At 48.2% G+C, this 25,003-nt stretch carries 4 protein-coding genes; all 4 read right to left on the bottom strand.

What is annotated here, in order from left to right; translation table 11 throughout:
* Positions 1 to 35: 35 nt before the first annotated feature.
* The 4 genes from ACOMHB_RS18835 to ACOMHB_RS18820 all read right to left on the bottom strand — a co-directional run bounded on the left by ACOMHB_RS18835 (position 36) and on the right by ACOMHB_RS18820 (position 24,855).
* Complete coding sequence (locus ACOMHB_RS18835) at positions 36 to 6,845, bottom strand: hypothetical protein (protein ID WP_448217772.1); 6,810 nt, start codon at positions 6,843 to 6,845, stop codon at positions 36 to 38.
* Positions 6,846 to 7,176: 331 nt separating this feature from the next.
* The gene (locus ACOMHB_RS18830) at positions 7,177 to 12,813 is read right to left on the bottom strand and encodes a coiled-coil domain-containing protein (protein ID WP_448217771.1); all 5,637 of its coding nucleotides are present in this window, start codon (positions 12,811 to 12,813) and stop codon (positions 7,177 to 7,179) included.
* Between the two features lie 123 nt (positions 12,814 to 12,936).
* On the bottom strand, positions 12,937 to 18,291 hold the full coding sequence (locus ACOMHB_RS18825; protein WP_448217770.1) for a hypothetical protein: 5,355 nt from the start codon (positions 18,289 to 18,291) through the stop codon (positions 12,937 to 12,939).
* A gap of 87 nt (positions 18,292 to 18,378) precedes the next feature.
* Entirely contained in the window at positions 18,379 to 24,855 is a 6,477-nt protein-coding gene (locus tag ACOMHB_RS18820; protein WP_448217769.1) for a coiled-coil domain-containing protein, read from the bottom strand.
* Positions 24,856 to 25,003: the final 148 nt, after the last annotated feature.

Genomic DNA, 25,003 nt, shown 5'->3' with positions numbered 1-25,003 from the left:
TGGCTGGCAACCCATACCTTATCTCGCGTGTAAAATCAGTTTTTTACGTGGGGGTATGCATTCCCACGCAGAGCGAGGGAACGAGTTGTATGACCGTGGACTTTTTTATCATCGCCTCGTCGCCATTCGTAGAAAGTTCCGAGGGTATAGAAGTAAGGAATACTTTCTGCATGGGAAAACGACCATTTAGGTACATTTTCCCTGAAGTATTTTTCCCAGCCATTCTCAAACAGTTTCATGGTGCGATCACGGCGCTCACGGAACTGCAGATAATTTTCCTGTCGAGTCCAGCCATACATCGTGCTATTTGCTTTGATCTGATTTGCATAGGCTTCATCGGTCTCACTAAAACCCTGAGGCGAGGCAATAGCCGTACGTTTCAAATACTCAGCGTCCGTTTCACCCACGCCCCGCCAGCGATTAATTTTGTCAAGACTACGTCCAAGAGGTCCGCCCAGCCATTGAGTGAGCAGCTTGTTGTCGTTCATAAAAAAGTCGAAAGTGAGACTCGATGCCAGAGCGAACCCGAATGTTTGTGCATAGGTGAATCCGGATATAAGACTATGAGCGTATGCTCCAACAGTAGCTACCGGACCCAGCACCAGACTGGCTGTGGCAGAGGCCAGAGTTTTCACTTTTTGTGGTGTCACCCTGTGCAGCAGGGGTACCTGAATCCCTTGTCCGGAACCCATGGATTTCACTATTTCGGGCCCCAGCCGGGAAATGCTGCGATACATCTGCGGGTTGGCGTTGTGCTGTCTGGCAAACAGCGCAGAGCCGGTTTTCAACAGAATGACTGAGGACGCGGTTTTACCCAATGGCATGGCCAGTCCGCCCACTTCAGAGATTTGTTCAATGCCACTGTGATAGGCATATTGGCTGGTTCGGTCAAGATCAAGACCATAGCGTTCCAACCAGTGCTGAAAAGGTGTCAGCATCCGGTGCAGGTAATCCCCCCTGTTGGTCAGATCCAGAAGATACAGGAACGACATGTTTGAGAGGGAGAGCGCGCTGGCCTGCCAGGCAGTATGGGTTACCAGTAGCGGTTTGTAGCTGGAGAAGTACCAGGTGACAGCCTGTACCAGAAAAGCTGAAGGTTTGACCCAGTCATCATGGAGCTGGTGCTCAACCGCTGCGGCGTGAGCCTGTATCAATGTGCCATGGATAGCCTTGATCAGTTCTGATTCAGAAAGTCCGGCCGCGTTGGCATAAGGTGTCAGGGTATCCTGAACATTGGCCAGAAACGCTGCCGTCCTGCGGCCATTATCAAAGGCAATATCGTCAAGAACATAGTTGGCGATGACCGCAACTGCGTACTCTTTCATACCGGCAACCGACTCTTTCATTGCTGCCGGGCCAGTTGCAGTCACGGTCACAGCGGTAAAGACACTGTGCATGAATTCCTCAGCACCTTTATCGGACAGCATCCGGACAACGGCCTTGAAGTGAGGGACATTGACGCCCTGTTTGTAGCCAAGGAAATGTTCAAATTCGTCCACTGTCTGATAACCATCAATTCCTCTGACGGCCTTTATGTAGTTTCCAAGTTCAATCTTGCTGATCAGTCCTTCACGCAGCAGAGCTATGATCTTGTTGCCACTGGCAGAACGGGCGGCGAAGTATTCCGAGAAGCTTTTCAAATCTCCTGGTTCATGCCCGACAAAGTGAATGGCTCTTTTGCCCATGCTGCGTATTTCGTCGTCGTATTGTTGAGCCCCGGTTTTCATCTCATTCCTGGCCCTGGCTGCCAGAGTCTGGACTTGTTCAATGAGATTCCGGGGCTGACCTTCCAGAGGCTCGACAGGGGAGGGCGGTATGCTCGCCTTCAGGTTTTTGAAGACTTCCACAATCCGGCTGGCCTGGTTAAACGTCAGATCGTCTCCGACCAATGCCTGCATGCGCATCGGTGCAAATTCATCGTCAAAATCGAAAGTTGCAAGGTCTGGTATCAGCTTACCGCTGTTTACTGCTGATTCTGTCAGGCCGATTGCAGCATCCAGCGCTTGTTGCCGGAGAGACTGCTGCTGCGTGAAGCTGTTTATAGCGGCCAGAACATTGACCTGTCCCGGTGAGAACTGGAAGGGGCTAGCGTCATTTTCGACAGCTTCCTGTGCAGCCTTCAGGGTTTCCTTCATTCTCTCAAGGTCTGCTTGTCTGTTTTTAATCTCCCTTTCCAGACGAACCTGTTCCTTGGTCAGTTGCTCGATTTTTCCGCCGGTGCCATCATGTCCACCCAGTTGTATCTGTTTGTTTCTCAGGGCATTAATCCGTTGTTCATTGGTGTCAGCAGGATCTGGTGTAAGACCCACGGCTTTTTCAGCAGCGCCAAGAAGTGCTTCCTGATTCGCCAGAGCCTTTTTCGCAACGGATACATCTTCACTTTTCTGATCCAGAACTGAATCCAGCATAGCTATTTCGTTCTTATGGACGGTTTTAGCCTGCTTAGCGGTGTTTTCAGGATTGCTAAACAGCTTTTTTTTTCGATCCAGATTCTCCTGTGCAACAGTCTCTTCAAGCAGTGCATGGGCCAATTCTGCCCTTTTCCTGTCGTGTTCATGGAGGAATTTTGTGACCCGATTGTAGTTTTTCCTGGTCAAAGGCAGTTCACCCTCAACTGCATGGGTTTCATCACGACCACAGGTTTTTTCAGAGGCTGTATTGGCACTAAAGTAATCAGCTTCTTCCGGTAAACCGAGCTCACCTTTTATTCGCAGGTTCATGGCTTTTGTGGTTTTCTCAATGACTTCATCGCGTTTTTCTGCACTGCATCCACTCAGGAAGTATTTGATGTCGTCTACTCGCTCTTTGAAGGTTTGCTCATTATCTGTAGCCAGTCCCAACTCAGTCTGAATATCCTTCATTGCCTGATTGAGGGATGTGTCGCCTTCATCCGGAACAGTTTGGAGGTCAGTATGGCTCTGGGCGAATACCCAATTTGTGCTACGAATAGCATCCAGTTTTTGACGAGCAGCTTCCTGCTCACTTTCAGCGTCTTGTACTGCTTGTCTGGCTACTGCAAGCTCACGATCAAGAACGTATCTTGGTTTAGGTCCCAGGCGAGCTATTTGCCTGTCAAGCTCATTTTCAATGGCTTCTGTACGATCATAAATACTAGGCCAACTCATCATGCAAATTTCTTCATCCAGCTCCCGAAGTCTGTCTTCAATGAGGCAAGCCTGTTCATCCTCAGAGGCATCATCTTTATAGTCCTCGATGCACAGAAGACGAGCAATTTCATTGTGTGTCTCTCTTGTGAGATCCTCATTGTCGAAGAGGTTGTTTAGTTCTTCCTTTAATGCCAGAATTTTGCCTCTCAGGGCATCCTTCTGGTCATTCAGGCTGGCTCCTTCTTCAAATTCCACTTTTAGATCCGAAGCCAGTTCAGCAATAAAATCCATGTCTCTTCTTCTGGCAGCAGGATTTTCACTTGTGTCAATGTTCAGCTCTTCCTCTATGGCTTCAAGCATTTTTATCTCTTCTCTTATGGTGCGTTCATCCAGATCCGGGATTTCGATATAAAAGGAAAGACGCCCTTTAAGTTTCTCGAGTTTTCTTTCCCATTTTTCCCTCACAGGTGGGATGTCTTCTTGCCAGAGGGTATCTTCTATCTCATCCACCATGGATTCTGAGAAATCACCTGTGTCCAGTTTTGTAAAAATCCTCTCAAGCCTTGCTGCTGTGTGATCATCTTTGTTGACATCGATTTTGAATATTTCTTCTACTTTTTCCAGTATTGCCAGAGCCTCTTTCTCTGCCTTCTGCCTGAATTTTGCCATGTATAACTCCATTTCCATAGGAATGGCGTTACGACGTTTATACACATCGTCCTCGCCATTGAGGTCATCCATCTTCAGGGCTTTTTCCAGGGCAGCCAGTTTAGCAAGTACTTCAGGCTTGACTCCGGGGTGGCCCGGGGGCTGACCTATTTCTTCTTCCAGGTCAGCAAGCCTGAGCAGCCTGGAATGTACTGCCAATTCCAGGGCTTTGAGACCTTCTGGTGTGATGTCATCACTCAGCTCAACACCGGGCATCGCTGCCAGAACACCTTTTTTGGCCCGATTGTAAACATCCTCTGGGTCTGGTTGCTCACTCGTTGACGGAACTTTCTGAAGCAGGAGCTCATATTGAGCATACATTGTCTTAATTTGTTGACGCTGACGTTCATCCCGGGCTTTCATTGTCGTAAGTTTTTTAAGCAGTTGTTCCTGTTGAGCGTCAACATTTGTATCGCTGTCAAAATCCTGAATGTTTAAATGTGCGGCAATAGTTCTATAACGGGCTTTGATTTCAGCATCTGTTCTGGTGCCCTGCTGCTGACGAAGGTGTTGAGCGACCAATGCTTGCTGTTGCCCGAGCTGTTGCTTAATGATCTGGCGACGGACTTCGGGGTCCTTTTCGTTGTCTGAGGCCAGACCGAGCTTACTTTCCAAGTCAGTCAGTGATTTCTGAATGGCCACATTGTTCAGTTTTTCCTTTTGTTGCAGCTGTTGTTGAATGGACTGATAGTAGGTATCCAGATCATCTTCATTGTTCAAAGTAATGTCTAACCTGCTTTTAATGGGCGCCAGTCTTGCTTTTACAGCTTCTTCCCATGGCTGTCCTGTTGCGGCATTTCTTTCGTCAGGAGATGTTTTGATTTCAAGAATTTTCTCCCTGATGATTCTTTCTTGTTCCTCCAGTGGCCGGGTATCGTCCCAGTGATCAGTACCGAGCTCTGCTGCCAGTTGAGTGTTGATATCTACTCTTGCTTTTGCTGCGGCATCACGAAGGTTTTTGTCAATCGTTGGAAGTAGATTGACCAGGTGCTGAAGTTTCTGTAGCTGACTTTTCTTTGCTTCCAGTTTTTGTTGATATTGACGCTGAAAATGTGGCTGTTGACCCACCTTGGCCAGTCTTAGCAGAAGGTGCATTCGAATGATCTTTTGACGGGCCGCCGGGTCATCTTTCTTAGTTGGAGCCAGACCGAGCTGACCTTCGATTATCGTCAGTTTATCCCCGAATAACTCACCAGTCTGGTCTGGATGTTGTTGCAGATGCTTCAGAATGAGATCAGTGCGACCACCCAGATCGTCTTCATTGTCTGAAACAATGCCGAGCTGGCCTTCAATCGCTGCCAGTGTTTTTTTTGCAGCTTGCTCCGGAGTCAATTCTGTGTCGATAAATGTTGCCGCCACCGACTGGTTTATTTCATCAATTTTCTTGCTGAGGAGTCTGGCTTGTTCTTCTGATGACCAGGTATCATCCCAGTCATCAACACCCAGTGCTGCAGCTATATGAGCGTGGCGAGCTTTTGTGACATCTGCTGAAGAATCAGTGACTTGTTCTGCGGTCAGTTCGGCCTCTTTTGCCCGCAGCTTTTCCAGCGTTCTTACCGTCTCAAGCATCTGTGTGGCAATGTCGCCCACAACTTTTTGGGAAAATTTTGTGCCTTTGCCAAGCGCAACCGCGTTTATCATTTCGGTGACATAGGGCATCAGGCTCTGAATATTCTGAATAAAATTATGGTGAGTCAGAAGATTTTTAAGGACGGGTTTGAAGCTGAAGTTTTTTATGAGTTGAAACTGCACCCAGGTGGGCGTGATGACTGATGAAGCCTCCCTGATGTGCCCTGTTGCGAATTCAAATTCATCGGTTTCATCTGGAGTAGCACTGGTTAATGCCTGCTGAAGAGATTCGTAATAGGTAAGCTTCGACAGTTTATCCAGGTCAAGTCCGGCATCTTGCTGTGTGGCCAACCCGGCAGCAAGCTCTTCCAGCAGCGCCATCTGCCTGCTTCTGATCACGTACTGGTAGTTTTTGATTCTGGCTTTTTTAACTTCTGCAGTGAGTTCTTGAACACTATATACATCCCATAATTCATAGTGGCTTTCGACAAAAGCGATATCGGTCGGATTCTGTTTCTGACCACGGAAAATAATGATCTCCTCCGAAGCCTGTTCCACTTCCAGCTTTGGATAATCAGCAGGCACAGGATAAGCCTTTGTGTCATCCTCGACGTGGACAACATAGCCGACAGGTTTATGGTATGACAATAGTTCATTCAGAGCTTCATACTGTAATTCTTCCCCCAGAACATGAACCTGGGTATAGGCAGTGGTGGCTGCTGCGAAAAGCGCCTCATCATTGACAAAGAGCGATTGACCCAGGTGCTGCAGTTCAGGAGATTGGTCGCCTGCAGCGACAAGACGCATAAAGGTGCGCCCGTCCACTTTCACTTGTTCGACTTCAATACTGGCAAGATGAACGAAGTCATTACTTGCGCCAAGGTTTCCCGCTCTTTCATTGGCGCCTTTCAGCACTCCGGCCAGGTGTTCGGGACGGGCGATTTTTGTCAAAGGTTCTAAATGCAGGTCGTTACCTGATTGAGCACGAACAGTTGCAACTGAGTCAGGATCGATCATCCCGATTCTGACTTCAATGAGCAGTAGGTTGCTTTCAAGGCAATGAGTGAACCTGAAGACTTCCTCATTAGCGACCTTCAGAACTTTGGTGTATTTCTGAGCAACGCTATTCTCGTCTGTTTCAAATTGATCAACACTGGAAACGCTGCCTTCGATGCCGGAAAGAACGTCTGTGAAGCCCCTGGAAGGAACGTCGTAGCCAGCCCTGGCCTGATCCTGATCGGGGTAAGTGGTTGTAAAGGATTTGGGTATTGGCTGCTGGTCATCACCTAAAGTTGGCCGAACCATAACCTCGCTCTGGATAAACTTCACATGTCCATTGTCCGGAAAATCGACAGATTTTGTCTGTAGCCTGCGATCGGCCAGTGCCTGTGTAGCAATGATCGAAGAACTGATTGCAATGGCCGCTGCAAGGCTCAATGCATCGGGGCGAGCAGTTGTCATTCTTCTACCTCAGAGCTGAGTATTTTTATCACCTTGAAAAGAGATTGCTGGCAGGCGAGGAAGTAATACCAATCGAACTTTCTAACTCCCTATTGCGCTGAAGATTTGAGCCTTAATCCTGCGTTGGCGATCGTCGCCATAGCTAAGGCTATGACTCCTCACGCCGCCTTGTCTTAAGGCTCAAATCTCCATGCTCATTGCGGGAGTTAGAAAATACGATTGGTATAATTTTTAAAATCGCTCATTCCTGTTCCGGCATGAAACGTTCACCAGACCTGTCATGTTGGTCTGCCAGGGTTGCAGGTGGAAGGCTTAATTGAGAGGCACTTCTCTAATTATGACCGTGAACTCTCTGATCATCGCCCTTTTGCAAACCGTAAAAAGCTCCAAGAGTGTAGAAGTAAGGAATACTTTCTGCATGGGAGAATGACCATCTGGGGACATTTTCCATGAAGTATTGCTCCCAGCCATTGTCAAACAGTTTCATGGTGCGATCACGGCGTTCACGGAACTGCAGATAATTTTCCTGTCGAGTCCAGCCAGGTATCGTGTTGTTGGTCTTTACACGGTTTGCATAGGCTTCATCGGTTTCACTGAAGCCTTGAGGTGAAGCAATAGCCGTACGTTGCAAATATCCATCTTGCGTCTCCCCCAGGCCTGTCCAGCGATTAATCTTGTCAAGACTCCGGCCCAGAGGCCCGCCCAGCCATTGAGTGAGCATTTTGTTGTCGTTTATAAAAAAGTCGAAAGTGAGACTAGACGCCAGGGCGAATCCGAAGGTTTGTGCATAGGTGAACCCGGATATAAGTCCGTGGACGTATGCTCCGACAGTGGCGACCGGACCCAGTACCAGGCCGGTGGTGGCTGAAGCCAGGGTTTTCACTTTTTGTGGAGTCATCCTGTGCAGCAGCGGTATCTGAACTCCCTGTCCTGAACCCATGGATTTCACTATTTCCGGCACCAGCCGGGAAATGCTGCGATAACTATGAGGATTGGCATTGTGCTGTCGGGCAAATAACATAGAGCCGGTTTTCAATAGAATGACTGAGGACGCGGCTTTACCCAATGGCATAGCCAGCCCGCCCACTTCAGCGATTTGTTCAATGCCATTGTGGCAGGCATATTGCCCGGTTCGGTCAGGATCAACACTGAAGTGTTCTAGCCACTGCCGGAAAGGTGTCAGCATCCGGTGCAGGTAATCACCCTTGTTGGTCAGATCCAGAAGATAGAGGAACGACATGTTTGAGAGAGACTGCCCGGCAGCCTGCAAGCTGGTATAGGTCGCCAGTAGCGGTTTGTAGCTGGAGTAATACCAGGTCACAACCTGTACCAGGAAGGCGGAAGGTTTGACCCAGTAATCCGACAGCTGCCGTTCAACCGCTGTGGCATGAGCTTGTACTAATGTGTCGTGGATAGCCTTGACCAGGTCTGATTCAGACAGGCCAGCAGCGTTGGCGTAAGGTGTCAGGGTTTCCTGAATATTGGCCAGAAATGCTGCCGTCCTGCGGCCATTGTCAAAGGCAATATCGTCAAGAACATAGTTGGCGATGACTGCGGCTGCGTACTCCTTCATGCCGGCAACAGACTCTTTCATACCCGCCGGGCCAGTGGCACTCAGGGGCACGGGGTTAAAGGCCATCTGCATGAATTCCTCAGCACCTCTGTCGGACAGCATCTGGATAATGCTATTGAAGTGAGGCAAATTGACGCGATGTTTGTAGCCAAGGAAATGTTCAAATTCATCCGCTGTCTGATAACCATCGACACCTCTGACGGCTTTCATGTAGTTCTCAAGTTCAACCTTGCTGATCAGACCTTCACGCAGCAGAGCGATGATCTTGTTAGCACTGGCATAGCGGGCAGCCAGGTAGTCCGGGAAGTTGTTCAGGTCTCCCGGTTCATAGTCGACGTAGTGAATGGCTGTTTTGGCCATGCCGTGAATTTCGTCGTCGTATTGTTTAGCTCCGCTTTGCAGCTCATGTCTGGCGTTGTTTACCAGCTGCTGGATTATTTTCAGGACATTCGAAGGCTGATTTTCTAAAGGCTCGAAAAGGGGGGCCGGGAAGGTCTTCTTCAGACTTTTGAAAATTTTCACAATCCGATTGGCCTGATCAAAGGTCAGAGCGTCTCCGACCAATGCCCGCAGGTGAACCGGCGCAAATTCTTCGCCAAAATCGAAAGTCGTCAAGTCGGGTATGGCCTCACCGCTTTCCAGGGCTAATTCTGCCAGACCCATGGCGGCTTCCAGGGCCTGTTTCTTGAGTGAGTGCTGCTGTGTGAAGGTGTGGATGGCGTCCAGAACTTCTGCCTGCTCCGGAGTATACTGGAAGGGGCCGTCGTCACTTTTGACGGCTTTCCCGGCTGCCTCAAGGGCATCCTTCATTCTCTCAATGTCTGCTTTCCTGACTTCAATCTCAGCTTTCAGACGGGCCTGTTCCCGGGTCCTGCTGCCAGTACTGTCATCACCGTGCGGTTGTAACATAGCCTCCAGTTTTTGATGAGCAGTCTCCAGCTCACTTTCAGCTTCTTCTATTACCCGACTGGCTCTGGCTAGCTCACGATCAAGAACGAATCGGGGTTTAGGTCCCAGGTGAGCCATGTGCTTGTCAAGCTCATCTTCTATGGCTGCGATACGCTCATTAACGGTAGGCTGACCGGCAAGGTAAACTTCATCATTCAGCTCTCGGAGTTTTAGTCCAATCAGACTTTGCTGGTAGATGAGATCGGCATCTTCTTCATAACCCTCGATGTTGAGTGGACGAGCAATTTCATTGTTTGTATCTTTTCTGGAACCTCTATTGTCATAGAAGCCTTCTACTATGTCCCTTAATGCCCGAATTTTTTCTCTCAGGGCATTCTTCTGGTCATCCAGGCTGGTATCTTTTTTTAATTCCAGTTTCAGATCATCGGCCAGTTTAGCAAGGAAATGCTTGCCTCTTTCTTTAGCAGCAGTGTTTTCGCTGATGTCGATGTTCAGTTTGTTCTCTACAGCTCTAAGTATCTTTTTCTGTTCTTCTATGGCTCGCTCATCCACTTCTTCGACATAAAAGGCAAAAATCCCATCAATTCCCCCCCGTTTTACTCCTCTTATTTCGAACATAGCCTCTTTCCAGGGGTAATAATCTGTACCTTCCAGCGCTTTTTCGTTTATGTCATCGTCCGTAAGCCCGGCACGAAGCCTATCAACTCTTTCTGTGTTGTCATCACCTTCATTGGCTATTCTGTTGAGTGCTTCTTCTAACTCTTCCAGTATCTCCAGAGCCTCTTTCTTTGCCTCCGTAAGCTTGGCACGAAGCCTGACAACTCTTTCTGTGTTGTCATCACCTTCATTGACTTTTATGTTGACTAGTTCTTCTAAATCTTCCAGTGTCTCAAGGGCCTTTTTCTCTGCTGCCTGACTGGCCTTTGTCATAGATGTCTGAATTGCCTTGGAAATGGCGTCACGACGGTAATAGACATCGCCCTTGCTATTGAGGTCATCCATCTCCAGGGCTTTTTCCACGGCAGCCAGTTTCTCAAGGACTAACGGCATGGCTCTGGGGTGGCCTGGTGTTCTGATGTCTTCCAGTTCCTGTTTCAAATCTGCAAGACTCTGATGCATTGCTTCTATCTGTGGAATGTGTTTTGCCAATGAGTCGTCTTTACTCATTACGATACGCAAAATCGCTGCGATACCGTCTTGCATGAATTTGACGTCAGGTTTTTTCATATCGCCATCATCATTCAGTGTCTGGATTTTCTGAAGCAAACTTTCTTGAATCGGGTTGAGTTGAGCATTCGTTGACTGCAGTTTGTTAAGCAGGTGTTTTTGTTCGTCATTCAGTCTATAAGCATGCTGTATTTCGGCAGTCAGTGACTCAATTCTCTGAAGCAGATGGTCTTCTTGAACGTCAATGTCTGCGTTGTTATCAAAATCCTTAATGTTTAAATGAATAGAGAGGGTTGCATAACGGGCTTTTATTTCAGCTTCGCTGTCAGCCTCTTTTCTGGTGCTCTGTTGCTGAAGGTGTTGGGTCTGGTGGCGGGCTTGCAGATCAGCTTTGTTGATTGGGGCGAGCTGACTTTTAATGGAAGCCGGATCGCAGATATCATCAATTTTCTTCAAGAGGCGTTCGACTTGTTCAACTTCTGGTTGGGTGTCATCCCAGTCATCCATGCCAAGTTTTGTTGCTATTTTAGAATGGCGAGCATTTATGGCTTTTAAATTGGCATTAGAAACTTGTTGTTCCAGCAGAGGGAATTGCCTGACCTCCTGCATAAGTTTCTTTACCAGACTTTTCTGATCTTGCAGCTTAGCAAGAGTCCATGCATGTTTAGCCTTAACTTTCTGGTAGATTCGTTGCCATTCCAGTTTTTTCTCATCACTGGCATCGGCTCTATCCGATTCAATCTCTAACTTATATTTGAGCACGAGGAACTCGGCTTCTGCACTATATAGTTCATCCAGCTTGCTGAACATCTCAGCCATCTGTCTGGTCCTTTCACTCAGAACTTTGGATACAAAACGTTTATCGTCGTATAAACCGTCGGTCTTTAATTTGACGACAACGGGTATATGATCGACAATCTTCTGAACAAAATGCTGATTAGTCAGAAGATCTCTGAGTACGGGTTTGAAGCCGAAATGTTTTTCAAGTTGATTGTGCATCCAGATGGGTGTGATGAACGACGAAGCGACTCTGAGGTCTTCCAGTGTGACTTCAAACTCCCTTATTCTATGTATTTTATCTGGAGTGGCACTGACCAATGCCTGATCGAGAGATTCATAGAATGCAAGCGCACGCATCGCCCGTTTATCTTTGTTTGAAAGTGTCGTCGGTTGATCCTGATTGAATACAGCATTCTGCCGCGCAGCAAACTCCTCCAGCACTGTCATCTGCCTGCTTCGAATGACGTACTGGTAGGCTCTGACCTGATGGGTTTTAACTTTTGTTAATACTGCTGGGGAGGGTAGGGGACCCTCAGCTTCCTGCCATATTTCATAGAGCTTTTCTACAAAAGCGACATCATCCGGGTTTAGCCTCTGACTATGGAAAACAATCACCTCCCCCGGAGTTTCTGCTACTTCCAGCTTCGGATAACCCGCAGGAACAGGATAAGCCCGTGAGCCATCCTTGACGTGTACGACGTAGCCAACGGGTTTGCTGTGTGCCAGCAGTTCATTAAGAGCTTGCTGTTGTAACGCTTCTCCCAGGACATGAACCTGGATATAGGCAGAAGTGGCCGCTGCCAGGAGAGCATCATCATTGACAAAGAGTGATTGACCCAGGCGCTCCGGTTCAGGTGTCCGATCACCCCCTGAGACAAGACGCATGAAGGTACGCCCACTCACTTCAACCTTGTCTACTTCAATGCTGGCCAGGGTAACATAGTGATCACTTTTGCCCAGGTTTCCCGCTCTCTTCTCAGCACCTTCCAGCAGCCAGAGCAGTTGCGCGGATCTGGCGATTTTCGTTAACGGTTCCAATGATTCCATGCCAGTCAATTGAAAACGGACAGCCGCAACTGAATCCGGATCGGTCATTCCGCTTCTGACTTCAATGACCAGTTCTTTTTCTTCAAGATTATGGGTAAACCTGAAGATTTCCTCATCACCCAGCTTCAGGACTTTGGTGTATTTCTGAGCAACGTCATTTTCGCCTGTTTCAAACAGATCAACACTGGAAACACCCCCACAGAAATGAGAAGCAAAACCTGTAAAACTTTTAGCCGGCATGGCATAGCCTGCACTGACATCAGTGTAATAAGAGTAGGTGGTCGTAAAAGATCCGGGTATTGGCTGCTGGTCATCACCTAACGTTGGCCGAACAATGATCTCACTCTGGGTAAACTCCACATGTTCATTGTCTTTAATATCGACAGCTTTTGTCTGCAGCCTGCGATCGGCCAGTGTCTGGGTACTAATGATGAAAGAACTGATCGCAACAGCCACTGCAAGGCTTAATGCATTGGGACAAAACTTACTCATTCTACTACCTCAGAGCTGAGAATTTTTATAACGGTGAGCTGTGATTGCCATTGCAGGCGAAGAAGCGACTTTTAATCGCTCGTGGCCGTCAGAGGGCCACGATTGCAGGTAGAAATATTTCTCTTAATGATCATGAACTTTCTGAACATCGCCCTTTTGCCACTCATAGAAGGCACCCAGAGTGTAGGAGTAAGTGACGCTTTCTGCATGGGAGAACGACCATTTAGGTACATTTTCCCTGAAGTATTTTTCCCAGCCATTGTCAAACAGTTTCATGGTGCGATCACGGCGTTCACGAAACTGCAGATAATTTTCGTGTCGAGTCCAGCCATACATACTGTTGTTTGCTTTAACACGACTAGCGTATTCTTCATCCGTTTCACTAAAGCCTTGTGGCAAAGCAATAGCGGTACGTTGCAAATACTCATCGTCCGTTTCACCCACGCCCCGCCAGCGATTAATTTTGTCAAGACTACGTCCAAGAGGTCCACCCAGCCATTGAGTGAGCATCTTGTTGTCGTTCATAAAAAAGTCGAAAGTGAGACTCGACGCCAGTGCGAATCCGAAGGTTTGGGCGTAGGTAAATCCAGATATAAGACTATGAGCGTATGCTCCAACAGTAGCTACCGGACCCAGCACGAGTCCGGCGATGGCAGAAGCCAGAGTTTTCACTTTTTGTGGCGTCGCCCTGTGCAGCAGCGCTACCTGAATCCCTTGTCCGGACCCCATGGACTTCACTATTTCGGGCACCAGACGGACAATGCTGCGATACCTGTGTGGGTTGGCGTTGACCTGTCTGGCAAACAGCATAGAGCCGGTTTTCAGCAGAATGACTGAGGACGCGGCTTTACCCAATGGCATGGCCAGTCCGCCCACTTCAGAGATTTGTTCAATACCCCTGTGGTAGGCATATTGCCCGGTTCGGTCAGGATCAACACTATAGCGTTCCAGCCAGTGCTGGAAAGGTGTCAGCATTCTGTGCAGATAATCCCCCCTGTTGGTAAGGTCCAGCAGATAGAGGTACGACATGTTCGAGAGGGACAGCGCGTTAGCCTGCGAGACAGTGTGAGTCGCCAGTAGCGGTTTGTAGCTGGAAAAGTACCAGGTGACAGCCTGTACCAGGAAGGCTGAAGGTTTGACCCAGTATTCCTTTAGCTGCCACTCAACTGTTGCGGCATGAGCCTGCATCAGGGTGTCATGGATAGCCTTGATCAGGTCTGATTCAGACAGGCCGGCAGCACTGGCATAAGGTGTCAGGGTGTCCTGAATATTAGTCAGGAAGGCTGCCGTCCTGCGGCCATTTTCAAAGGCAATATCGTCAAGCACGTAGTTGGCGACGACTGCGGCTGCGTACTCCTTCATGCCGACAACCGACTCTTTCATACCCGCCGGGCCTGTTGCCGTTACGGTCACAGGAGCAAAGACACTTTGCATGAATGCCTCGGCACTCTCATCGGACAGCATCTGGACAACCTTCCTGAATTCAGGCACCTTGACGCCGTGTTTATTACCAAGGAAGTGCTCAAATTCAGCCACTGTCTGATAACCGTCGACACCTCTGACGGCCTTCATGTAGTTTTCAAGTTCAACCTTGCTGATCAGGCCTTCACGAAGCAAAACCATGATTTTGTTACCACTGGCAGAACGGGTAGCGAAGTATTCCGAGAAGCTTTTGAGGTTCTCCGGTTCATGCTTGACGAAGTGAATGGCTCTTTTTCCCATACCACGAATTTCGTCGTCGTATTGTTGAGCGCCTTTGCCGATCTCATTTCTGGCCTTGTACACCAGTCTCTGGATTTCTATCAGGGCACCCTGATGCCAATCGACTTTCGTCCTCAGGCTCTTGAAGATTGCCACAATCCGACTGGCCTGATTAAACATCAGATTGTCTCCGGCCATTGCCTGCAAGCGAATCGGTGCAAATTCATCGCCAAAATCGAAAGTTGTAATGTCGCGTATTACCTTACCGCTTTTTGCCGCTGACTCTGCCAGAGCTATTCCGGCTTCCAGAGCTTGTTGCATGAAAGGGTGCTGCTGTATGAAGGCTTCCATAGCGGCCCGAACTTCTGCCTGTTCCGGCGTGTACTGGAAGGAACCGCCGTCATTTTCGACGGCCTTCTCTGCAGCCCTGAGGACTTCCCTCATTCTCTCAATGTTTGCTTTTCTGGTTTCAATCTCACCTTTCAGACGGGTTGATTCCTGATTTGCTGGTGCAGCAGCCCCTCCAGGCATTGCATCGGTTTCATCCATACCTTCCCTGTCGTGCTCACGCAGGAATTCTGAGATCTGAACGTATTTTTTTCTGGCTAACGGCAGTTCACCCGATGCGTTATCGACTTCATTGTGACCATGAGCAGCCAGCCTGCGATAAACTGTCTCCAGCTCAGCTATAGCGTCTTCTATCTCCCGTTTGGCAATGGCTACCTCTCGATCAAGAACGTATCTGGGTTTAGGACCCATTTGAGCCATTTGCCAGTCAAGCTCATTCTCAATGGCTGCAATGCGCTCGTTAACGTCAGGCAGACCTGCATTCATAACTGCTTCATCCAGCTGTCCGAGTTTTTTTTCAATCAGACTGTTCTGGTCGTCGATAATGGCATCTTCTTCATAATCCTCAATGTTGAGTTGATAAGCCATGTCATTGTTTCTGGCTCTTCTGACACCTTCGTCGTCGCCGGTCTGGTATAGCTCTTCTATTAATGCCTCAATTTTTTCTCTTAGTGCCTCACTCTGTTCAGCAAGGCTGTCATCCTCTGCAAATGCTACATTCAGATCTCGGGCCAGTTTAGCAGTGAAAGCCTTGCCTCTTTCCCAGGCAGCAAGATTTTCACGAGGATGGATGTACAGCTTTTTCTCTACAGCTTGAAGCAGACCTGTCTGTCGTTTTTTGACTTGCTTATCAAGGTACGAATCTTCGACTTTATAGTTAAGAATTGCACAAAGCTTCCTGATTCTGAGATCCTTCTTGTTCAGGGCTGTGCTTTCTTCTTGCCACAGGGCCTGATCTATCTGATCCAGCAAGTGTTCAGGAAGATCTTCGCTGTCAAGTATTGCATGAACCCGGGCAAGTCTTGCTATCTGGCCGTCCTCTTCATAGCTTTTTAGGTTGAGTGCTTTTTCTGCGGCTTCCAGCAGGTCGGCCCGTTGTTTTCTGGCAGGCTTATTCGGGTCGGGGTTTTCGGCTTTATAGTGAAGGTTCGCATGAAGCTTGATGAGTTTGATATCCTTCATGTCCAGCATTCTGCGTTCACGGTACAAGAGAATGGTTTCTATCCCAAACAAAATTCTGTCCAGTATCCTGTTTGAGAGATCACCCTTGTTAAGTACTTTAACAATCCTGGTGAGTCTTGTTTTACTGTAATCCTCTTCATTGGCTTTGATGTTGAGTTCTTTTTCAACCACATCCAGCATGTCCCGGGCCTCTTCCTCTGCCCTCTGTCTGGCGTCTTTGATATATTTCTGGATGTCTTCAGAAATGTACTGACGATGAAGATAGACATCGTTGTTTTGATCAAAATCAGGCATTTTCAGAGCTTTGTGCACGGCACTCAGTGTCTCAATGACTTCAGACCTGATCCTGGGATAGTCTGGTGTTCTGATGTCATCCAGTTCTTTTTCCAGAGCAACTTTTCTGGCACTGATTTGAGAATCTACTAAATTGATCTGAGCCTTCGCTGCCTGAAGACCGCGAATCAGTTGTCCTTCTTGCTCATTCAATGCCTTGTATTTCAGAAGCAGAAGCTCTTGCGGAACGTCAATATCCTCATTGCTATCAAAATTCTCAATGTTTGCAAATCGGGCTTTGCCTGCAACTTCTTTTTCAGCCACTTCGTCAAACTGTTCTGTTACGGCCTCTGCCTGATGGGTGTCATGAATTTTTATTACGGCCTCTGCCTGATGGGTGTCATGAATTTTTAATTTTTCGTTTAGCTCGGCGAGTTGTGCCTCTTTTGCCTGCTGTTCTGCCAGTGCGCAGTCAAATTCAACCCGCTGCCTGAGTGACATGTCGTTGATGACTTTTGAGGCAAACTGTTCGTCTTCACCGGGATTAGCGAGCTGCGCCCGGTTGTTATGGCTGATATCGGGGATCACTTTCTGAATATTCTTAACTATGTGCGGGTTACCCAGAATATTTCTGAATATGGGGTTGAAGCCGAAGTTTTTCAGGAGATGATCATAGATCCAGAATGGCGTGATGAGTGACGAAGCGACTCTGACGTGTCCTAAGGTTAATTCAAATTCATCGCCATTATCCGTACTGGCACTGATCAATGCCTGCTGGAGAGATTCATAGTATGCAAGCTTCTCCAGTTGATCCTCCAGCCTGGCTTCGCTAAATTTATTAGCACCGGGATTTGTAAACATGGCATTGAGCATTTCCATCTGCCTGTTTCGAGCGACGTACAGGTAGCTTTTGACCTTGTCTTTTTTTACCTGTGTTGATACATCAGTGGCAGTGGCGGCATCAGAATCATGTTTATCCCAGTGCTTATAGAGTCCTTTTACAACGGCGATCTCGGCCGGATTCTCCTTCTGACCAAGGAAAACAATTGTCTCCCCCGTGGCTTCAGTCACTTCCAGTTTTGGATAACTGGCAGGCACGGGGTAAACCTGCCTGTCATCCTCAACGTGTACGATATAGCCGACGGGTTTATGGTACGACAACAGTTTGTTGAGAGCTTTATGTTGTAAATCTTCCCCCAGAATATGAACCTGAGCATAAGCAGAAGTGGCTGCTGCCAAAAGCGCCTCATCATTGACAAACAGCGATTGCCCCAGACGCTGGAGTTCAGGGGGCTGATCGCCCGAAGCAATAAGACGCATGAAGGTGCGCCCGTGCACTGCAACTTTTTTTACTTCAATGGTGGCAAGGGAAACATAGTTATCGCTTGCGCCAAGGTTTCCAGCTCTGCCATGGGCAGCTCTCAGCACTGCGGCCAATTGCTCGGGACTGGCGACTTTCGTTAAGGGTTCTAATGGTTGGATATTGCCTGATTGAGAACGAACTGCCGCAATTGAATCCTGGTCGGTCATACCGCCTCTGACTTCAATGACCAGTTCATATTCTTCAAGGTTATGGGTGAACCTGAAGATCCCTTCATCACCCACCTTCAGGATTTTGGTGTATTTCTGAGCAACGTCATTTTCGTCGGTTTCAAACAGATCAACACTGGAAACACCACCCTCAATGCCGGAAAGAACATCCGTAAAGCCTTCAGAAGGAACCTCATAGCCCGCTCTGGCCTGAGTCTGATCGGGGTAAGTGGTTGTAAAGGATTTAGGTATTGGCTGCTGGTCATGACCTAAAGTTGGCCGAACCATAACCTCACTATGGGTAAACTCCTCATGACTGATGCTCGAAACATCGACAGATTTTGTCTGCAGCCTGCGATCGGCCAGCGCCTGTGTAGCAAGGATGGAAGAGCTGATTGCTACGGCCACTGCCAGGCTAAATGCATTGAGGGGAGCAGTTGTCATTCTACTACCTCAGAGCTGAGTGTTTTTATTGCCGTGAAAAGAGGTTGCTTCACCGTGCGGGGAAGCAACTTTTAAAATCGCTCATGGCTATTCCGGCAAGCTGAAAGGTTCACCAGCCACAGTGGTCTGCTGAGGTTGCAGTGGAAAGCTTGATTGAGAGGCATTTCTCGTATCATGACCGTGAACGTTTTGATCATCGCTCTTTTGCGATTCGTAAAGGGCTCCAAGAGTGTAGAAGTAAGGAATACTTTCTGCGTGGGAGAATGACCATTTGGGCAGTTTTTCCCTGAAGTATTTCTCCCAGCCATTCTCAAACAGCTTTATGGTGCGATCACGGCGTTCACGGAACTGCAGATAATTTTCGTGTCGAGTCCAGCCATACAGGGTGTTGTTTGCTTTAACACGACTAGCGTATTCTTCATCGGTTTCACTGAAGCCCTGAGGCGAAGCAATGGCGGTACGTTGCAAATACTCATCGTCCGTTTCCCCCACGCCTGTCCAGCGATTAATCTTGTCAAGACTCCGGCCCAGAGGTCCACCCAGCCACTGAGTGAGCATCTTGTTGTCGTTCATAAAAAAGTCGAAAGTGAGACTTGACGCCAGTGCGAATCCGAAGGTTTGAGCATAGGTGAACCCGGATATAAGGCCGTGGGCGTATGCTCCAACAGTAGCTACCGGCCCCAGCACAAGCCCGGCGGTGGCAGAGGCCAGAGTTTTCACTTTTTGTGGCGTCGCTCTGTGCAGCAGCGGTACTTGAATCCCTTGTCCGGACCCCATGGACTTCACCAATTCGGGCATCAGACGAACAATGCTGCGATACTTATGTGGGTTGGCATTGTGCTGTCTGGCAAACAGCGCAGAGCCGGTTTTCAACAGAATGACAGAGGACGCAGCTTTACCCAATGGCATGGCCAGTCCGCCCACTTCAGAGATTTGTTCAATGCTACTGTGGTAGGCATATTGCCCGGTTCGCTCAAGATCAACACGGTAGCGTTCCAGCCAGTGCTGAAAAGGTGTGAGCATTCTGTGCAGATAATCCCCCCTGTTGGTCAGGTCCAGCAGATAGAGATACGACATGTTCGAGAGGGACTGAGCGGTGGCCTGGGAGACGGTGTGAGTCGCCAGTAGCGGTTTGTAGCTGGAGAAGTACCAGGTGACCGCCTGTACCAGAAAGGCTGAAGGTTTGACCCAGTACTCCTTTAGCTGCCACTCAACCGCTGCGGCATGAGCCTGCATCAGGGTGTCATGGACAGCCTTGATCAGGTCTGATTCAGACAGGCCGGCAGCACTGGCATAAGGTGTCAGGGTGTCCTGAATATTAGTCAGGAAGGCTGCTGTCCTGCGGCCGTTTTCAAAGGCAATATCGTCAAGCACGTAGTTGGCGATGACTGCGGCTGCATATTCCTTCATGCCGACAACCGACTCTTTCATGGCCACCGGGCCCATTGTCGTTACGGTCACAGGAGCAAAGACACTCTGCATGAGTGCCTCGGCACTCTCATCGGACAGCATCTGGATAGCCTCCCTGAATTCAGGCACCTTGACGCCGTGTTGGTAACCAAGGAAGTGCTCAAATTCAGCCACTGTCTGATAACCGTCGACACCTCTGACGGCTTTCATGTAGTTTTCAAGTTCAACCTTGCTGATCAGACCTTCACCAAGCAAAGCCATGATTTTGTTAGCACTGGCAGAATGGCTGGCGAAGTATTCCGGGAAGCTTTTCAGGTACTCTGGCAGATGCTCGTCAATGCCTTCCGTCCCGGTCACTGAAGCAAAGATATTCTGGATCAACGCCTCAGCAGCCTCATCGGTCAGCATCTGGACAACCCTCCTGAACTCAAGCAGCCCGACGCCGTGTTTATAACTGAGTAAGTACTCAAATTGATCCGATACCTGATAACCGTCGACACCTCTGATGGCCTTTATGTAGTTTTCAAGTTCAGCATTTTTGATCATACCATTACGCAGCAAAGCTATGACCCTGTCACCACTGGCAAAATGGGTAGCGCAGAATTCCGAGAAGCTTTTCAGGTCCTTTGATACATGCTCGACAAAGTGGAGGCCCGTTGAGCCTATGCCACGAATTTCGTCGTCGTATTGTTGAGATGCGGTTTTTATCTCATTCCTGGCCCTTTGCACCAGAATCTGAACTTCTTCAATGGCATTCTGAAATTGATACTCTGCAGGCTCGAAGGAATATTTTCGGAGGATCGTCTCCAGACTCTTGAAAACTTCCACAACACGGCTGGCCTGTTTAAACGTCAGTTGGTCTCCTGCCAATGCCTGCAGGCGAATCGGTGCAAATTCATCGTTAAAATCGAAAGTCTTGAGGCAGGGTATTGTGTTACCGCTTTCTACTGCTGATTCTGCCAGACCCATCGCTGCTTCCAGGGCTTGTTTTTTGAGGAAGTGCTGCTGAGTGAATGTGTGTATAGCTTTCAGAACTTTTGCCTGTTTCGGTGTGTACTGGAAGGGGCCGCCATCATTTTTGACGGCTTTTTCAGCAGCCTTCAGGACTTTTTTCATTCTCTCAAGCTCTGCTCTGGAGGCTGCAATTTTTGCTATCCAGTCTGCATTTTCAGCTGCCTCTCGGGCTTCTTGCTGAAGCAGTTGCCCGATTTTTCCGCCAGTGCCATCATTACCGCCCAGTTGTAACTGTTTGTCTCTCAGGGCATTAATCCGTTGCTCTCTGCTGTCAGAAGTGCCTGGTTTAAGACCGAGGGATATTTCAGTGGGTTCAAGAAGCGCGTCATGATCCTCCAGGTCTTGTTTTGCATTTGATACCGTTTCACTTTTATCATTCAGGTCTGAATTCAGCGGATCCATGTCGATCTTGTTTGAGGTTGCAGACTTCTCATTGACGTCTCCTGATTCGAACAGCTCCTGTTCTTTACGAGCCAGAGTCTCTCGTGCAATAACCTCTGCCGCCATCGCATTGGCTAAATCCATAGCTTTCTTGTCGTGCTCAAGCAGGAATTCCGTGACCTGACTGTACTTTTCACGGGTAAAAGGCAGCCCACCCCACGCTCTATCGTCTTCAACCGTTGCGTCCCGACCAGGCACTGGATAGGTTTGAATAGAAAAAGTTGCTTCCACCGAATCGGGGTAGCATTGTATCCAGACATTCAGATTTGTTTTGGCTTCCAGTTCCTTAATGATTTCAGCTCGTGCTTCTACACTGTATTCCAGCAGGTTATTTACGATGTCCCTTTTTCGCTCTTGATCGGTTTGCTTGTCACCTGCAGACAGACCCAGGCCGATCTGAAATTGTTTCAATGCCAGATTGAGGGGCGTTTCTTCATCCGGGATATACCGGAGATCAGAAAGGCTACCCACTTTTTTTTGAAAAATAGCTTCGTGCTCAGTTTCAGCTTCTTCTAATGCTCGCCTGGCTGTGGCTACCTCACGATCAAGAACGTATCGGGGTTTAGGTCCCAGGCGAGCCATTTGCCTGTCAAGCTCATTCTCAATGGCTGCAATACGCTCATTAAGGTCAGGCAGACCTGCTCTGAAAAGTTCATCATCCAGCTGTTCAAGTTTTGCTTTAATCAGACTGTTCTGTTCGTCTGTGCCGACATGATCCTCATAGTCCTTCATATTGAGTTGACCTGCAATCTGATGGTTTAAGGTTCTTTTGACGGCTTCATCGCTATATTTTGCGACTACTTTTATCCGTAATTCCTGAATTTTGTTTCTCAGGACCTTTTTCTGGTGAGACAGGTCGGCATCGTCTTCAAACCCTACCTGCAGATCACTGGCCAGTTTAGTTATGAAAGTTTTGCCTCTTTCTTTAGCAGCAGGGTTTTTATAAAGGTCGATATTTAGCTTCTGCTCCAGAGCAATAAGATACTCTTCCTGTCGTATTCTGGCGCGCTGATCCGATTGTTCGATTTTAAAGGTAATACCGTGACGAATACCTGAGAGCACCTGATCCGTCTCCAGCAGACCTCTCTCCAGATCTTCTTTCAGATCTCGCACCACGTCTGGTCTTTCACCTTCCCATAACAGGATCTTGTCCATCTGATCCAGCACGTGATTCGAGATATCACCGCCATCAAACCTGGCACGAACCCTATTCAGTCTTGCTGCTTTGTTATCACCTTGATTGATTTCGATGTTGAGTAATCGTTCCAGGGATTGCAGTATGGCCAGGGCTTCTTCCTCTGACTGCTCTCCGATTGCTCTGATGTGTGCCCGCATTTTTTCAGAAATGGCCTGACGATGGAAATACACATCTTCCTCTTCGGGGAGGGGGTCTTCCTCCAGAACGCTTTCCACAGCAAGAAGTGTCTCGAATACTTCAGGCAAGACTTTGGGGTGGCCTGGTGTTCTGATGTCTTTCAGTTCATTTTCCAGCTTTGAAAGATCGAAGAGTTTGTTATGCAGCACTGATTCCAGGTTGGTTGGGTCTTCCAGATCTATACCAAGAGTCTCAGCCAGAACTGCTTTTGTCGCCTTGATGAAAGCCTGCTGTATATCGAGTTGATCACCCATTGTCTTAATTTGTTGACGTTGAACTGCCTGTTGAGCATGCATTGCCATAAGTTTTTCAAGCAGGCATTTTTCCTGATCGTCGACAGCTGCATTGATATCAAAATCCGGAATGTTCAAATGCAAGGCCATGTTTGCATAACGGGCTTTGATGTGTGCTGTTTTTTTGGCCTCTGAGCTGGTGCTTTGTTGCGATTCTTCCAGAGCTTGTTTTTGAAACTCTGCTGTTGCGGCGACCAATCCGTAAATTTCATTAATTCTTTTGCTGATGAGTCTGGCTTGCTCTTCCAGAGGCTGGGTATCATCCCAGTTATCAATACCAAGCTCTGTTGCCGTTTGCGTGTTGCGAGCTTTTGTGGCATCTGTTCTGGCATCATGAACTTGTTTTTTTAGCAATGGAATTTGATCGACATCCCGTTGCAGCGTCTCTATCTGGGTTACCAGAAAATTTATCTTGCCATGAACCTCCGCAAGCTGATCCTCAACATACTGATTTAGTTCCTCCATTCTCAATTCACTTTGTTTTACCAGCACGGCCTCTATTGTCCTGAGTTTCTCCAGCTCGCTTTCCATCTCCAGCAGCTGCCCGATAAAGTCGCCAATGACTTTGGGTTCAAAGCCTTCGTCATGGCCAGAAGAGTCACTAAAAGGTTCATTATTGGGAGCACCATAATGACTGTTGGGAAAGAGTGAAGTTTCATGAATATCCTGAACAAAGTGCTGGTTAGTCAGAAGATTTCTAAGTACAGGTCTGAAGCCGAAGTGTCTTAACAGTTGAATATGCACCCAAGTCGGCGAGATGTACGCCGAAGTGAATTCAACGTGTTTGAATGCGAATTCAACTTCCTCTGATCCATATGAAGTAGCACTGGCCAGTGCATGCAGAAGATTTTCATAGTATTCAAGCTCGACCACACTATCATCGTACTCTTCACCGAAGTTGAGTCCGGTATCGTGCTTTGCAGCTAAATCCTCCAGTATTGTCATCTGAATGTTTCGAATGATGTGCTGGTAGCTTTTGACCTTGTCTTTTTTAACCCGTGCAGTTGTCTTATGATCATCACCGCCTCCTCCCCAAAAGACCATATAGAGGCGTTCCACAAGAGCCATATCGCTGGGGTTCTGTTTCTGACCACGGAAAACAACAACATCCCCCGGAGTGTCAGTCACTTCCAGTTTTGGATAACCATCAGGGACAGGATAAACCTGTGTCTCATCCTCGACGTGTACAACATAGCCGATGGGTTTATGGTCTGACAGCAGATCTTCCAGGTTTCTCTGTTGTATATCTTTCCCGAGAACATGCACCCGGGTATAGGCAGTGGTGGCCGCTACCAAAAGCGGCTCTTCATCAACAAAAAGTGACTGACCCAGACGCTGCAGCTCAGGAGGCCGGTCGCCTGCGGCGATAAGGCGCATGAAGGTGCGCCCGTCCACCTCAATCTTGTCTACTTCAAGGGTGGCAAGGGCAACATAGTTATCGGCTTCGCCAGGGTTTCCTGCTCTTTCATGCGCACCTCTCAGCACTCCCACCAGATGACCGGGGCTGGCCATTCCGGTAAAGGGTTCCAATGCCCAGGCGACCCCTGATTGACTGCGAACAGCCTGAATTGAATCCTGACGGGTCATACTGTCTCTGACTTCGATGAGCAGTTTCTCTTCTGCAAGGTTATGGGTAAACCTGAAGACCCCCTTATTACCCACCTTGAGGATTTTGGTGTACTTCCGGGCAACGTCATTCTCGCCGGTCTCAAACTGATCAACAATGGCAACGCCACCCTCGATGCCAGAAAGAACGTCTGTGAAGCCTTCAGAAGGAATGTCATAGCCTGCTCTGATTTCAGTCTGATCAGGGAAGGTGGTGGTAAAGGATTTGGGTATTGGCTGCGAGTCATCATCCAACGTTGGCTTAACAATGACCTCGCTACGGATAAACTCCACCTGTTCACTGTCCGAAATATCAACAGATCTTGTCTGCAGCCTGCGATTGGCCAGTGCCTCTGTAGCAATGATGGAAGAGCTGATGGCAACGGCCACGGCTAGGCTTAATGCATTGGGGCGGATATTTCTCATTCTATTACCTCGAAGCTGAGTATTTTTATTACTGTAAAAAGTGATTGCTACGGCAAACGAGATGGCAACTTCCAATCGCTTATGGCTGTCAATCACTTATTCGAGTGGCCTCAAGGCTCTTTTACTTTAATGGAGAAATGTCTGTGGG

The sequence above is a fragment of the Endozoicomonas sp. 2B-B genome (genome assembly GCF_053470045.1).
Note: the sequence above shows the minus strand (reverse complement) of the source record. Positions and strands in the feature narration are given on the sequence as shown.

What these genes read in the sequence shown, in the direction of transcription:
- ACOMHB_RS18825 (WP_448217770.1), bottom strand. Translation starts at nt 18,291, where the DNA reads ATGACAACTGCTCCCCTCAATGCATTTAGCCTGGCAGTGGCCGTAGCA.
- ACOMHB_RS18835 (WP_448217772.1), bottom strand. Translation starts at nt 6,845, where the DNA reads ATGACAACTGCTCGCCCCGATGCATTGAGCCTTGCAGCGGCCATTGCA.
- ACOMHB_RS18820 (WP_448217769.1), bottom strand. Translation starts at nt 24,855, where the DNA reads ATGAGAAATATCCGCCCCAATGCATTAAGCCTAGCCGTGGCCGTTGCC.
- ACOMHB_RS18830 (WP_448217771.1), bottom strand. Translation starts at nt 12,813, where the DNA reads ATGAGTAAGTTTTGTCCCAATGCATTAAGCCTTGCAGTGGCTGTTGCG.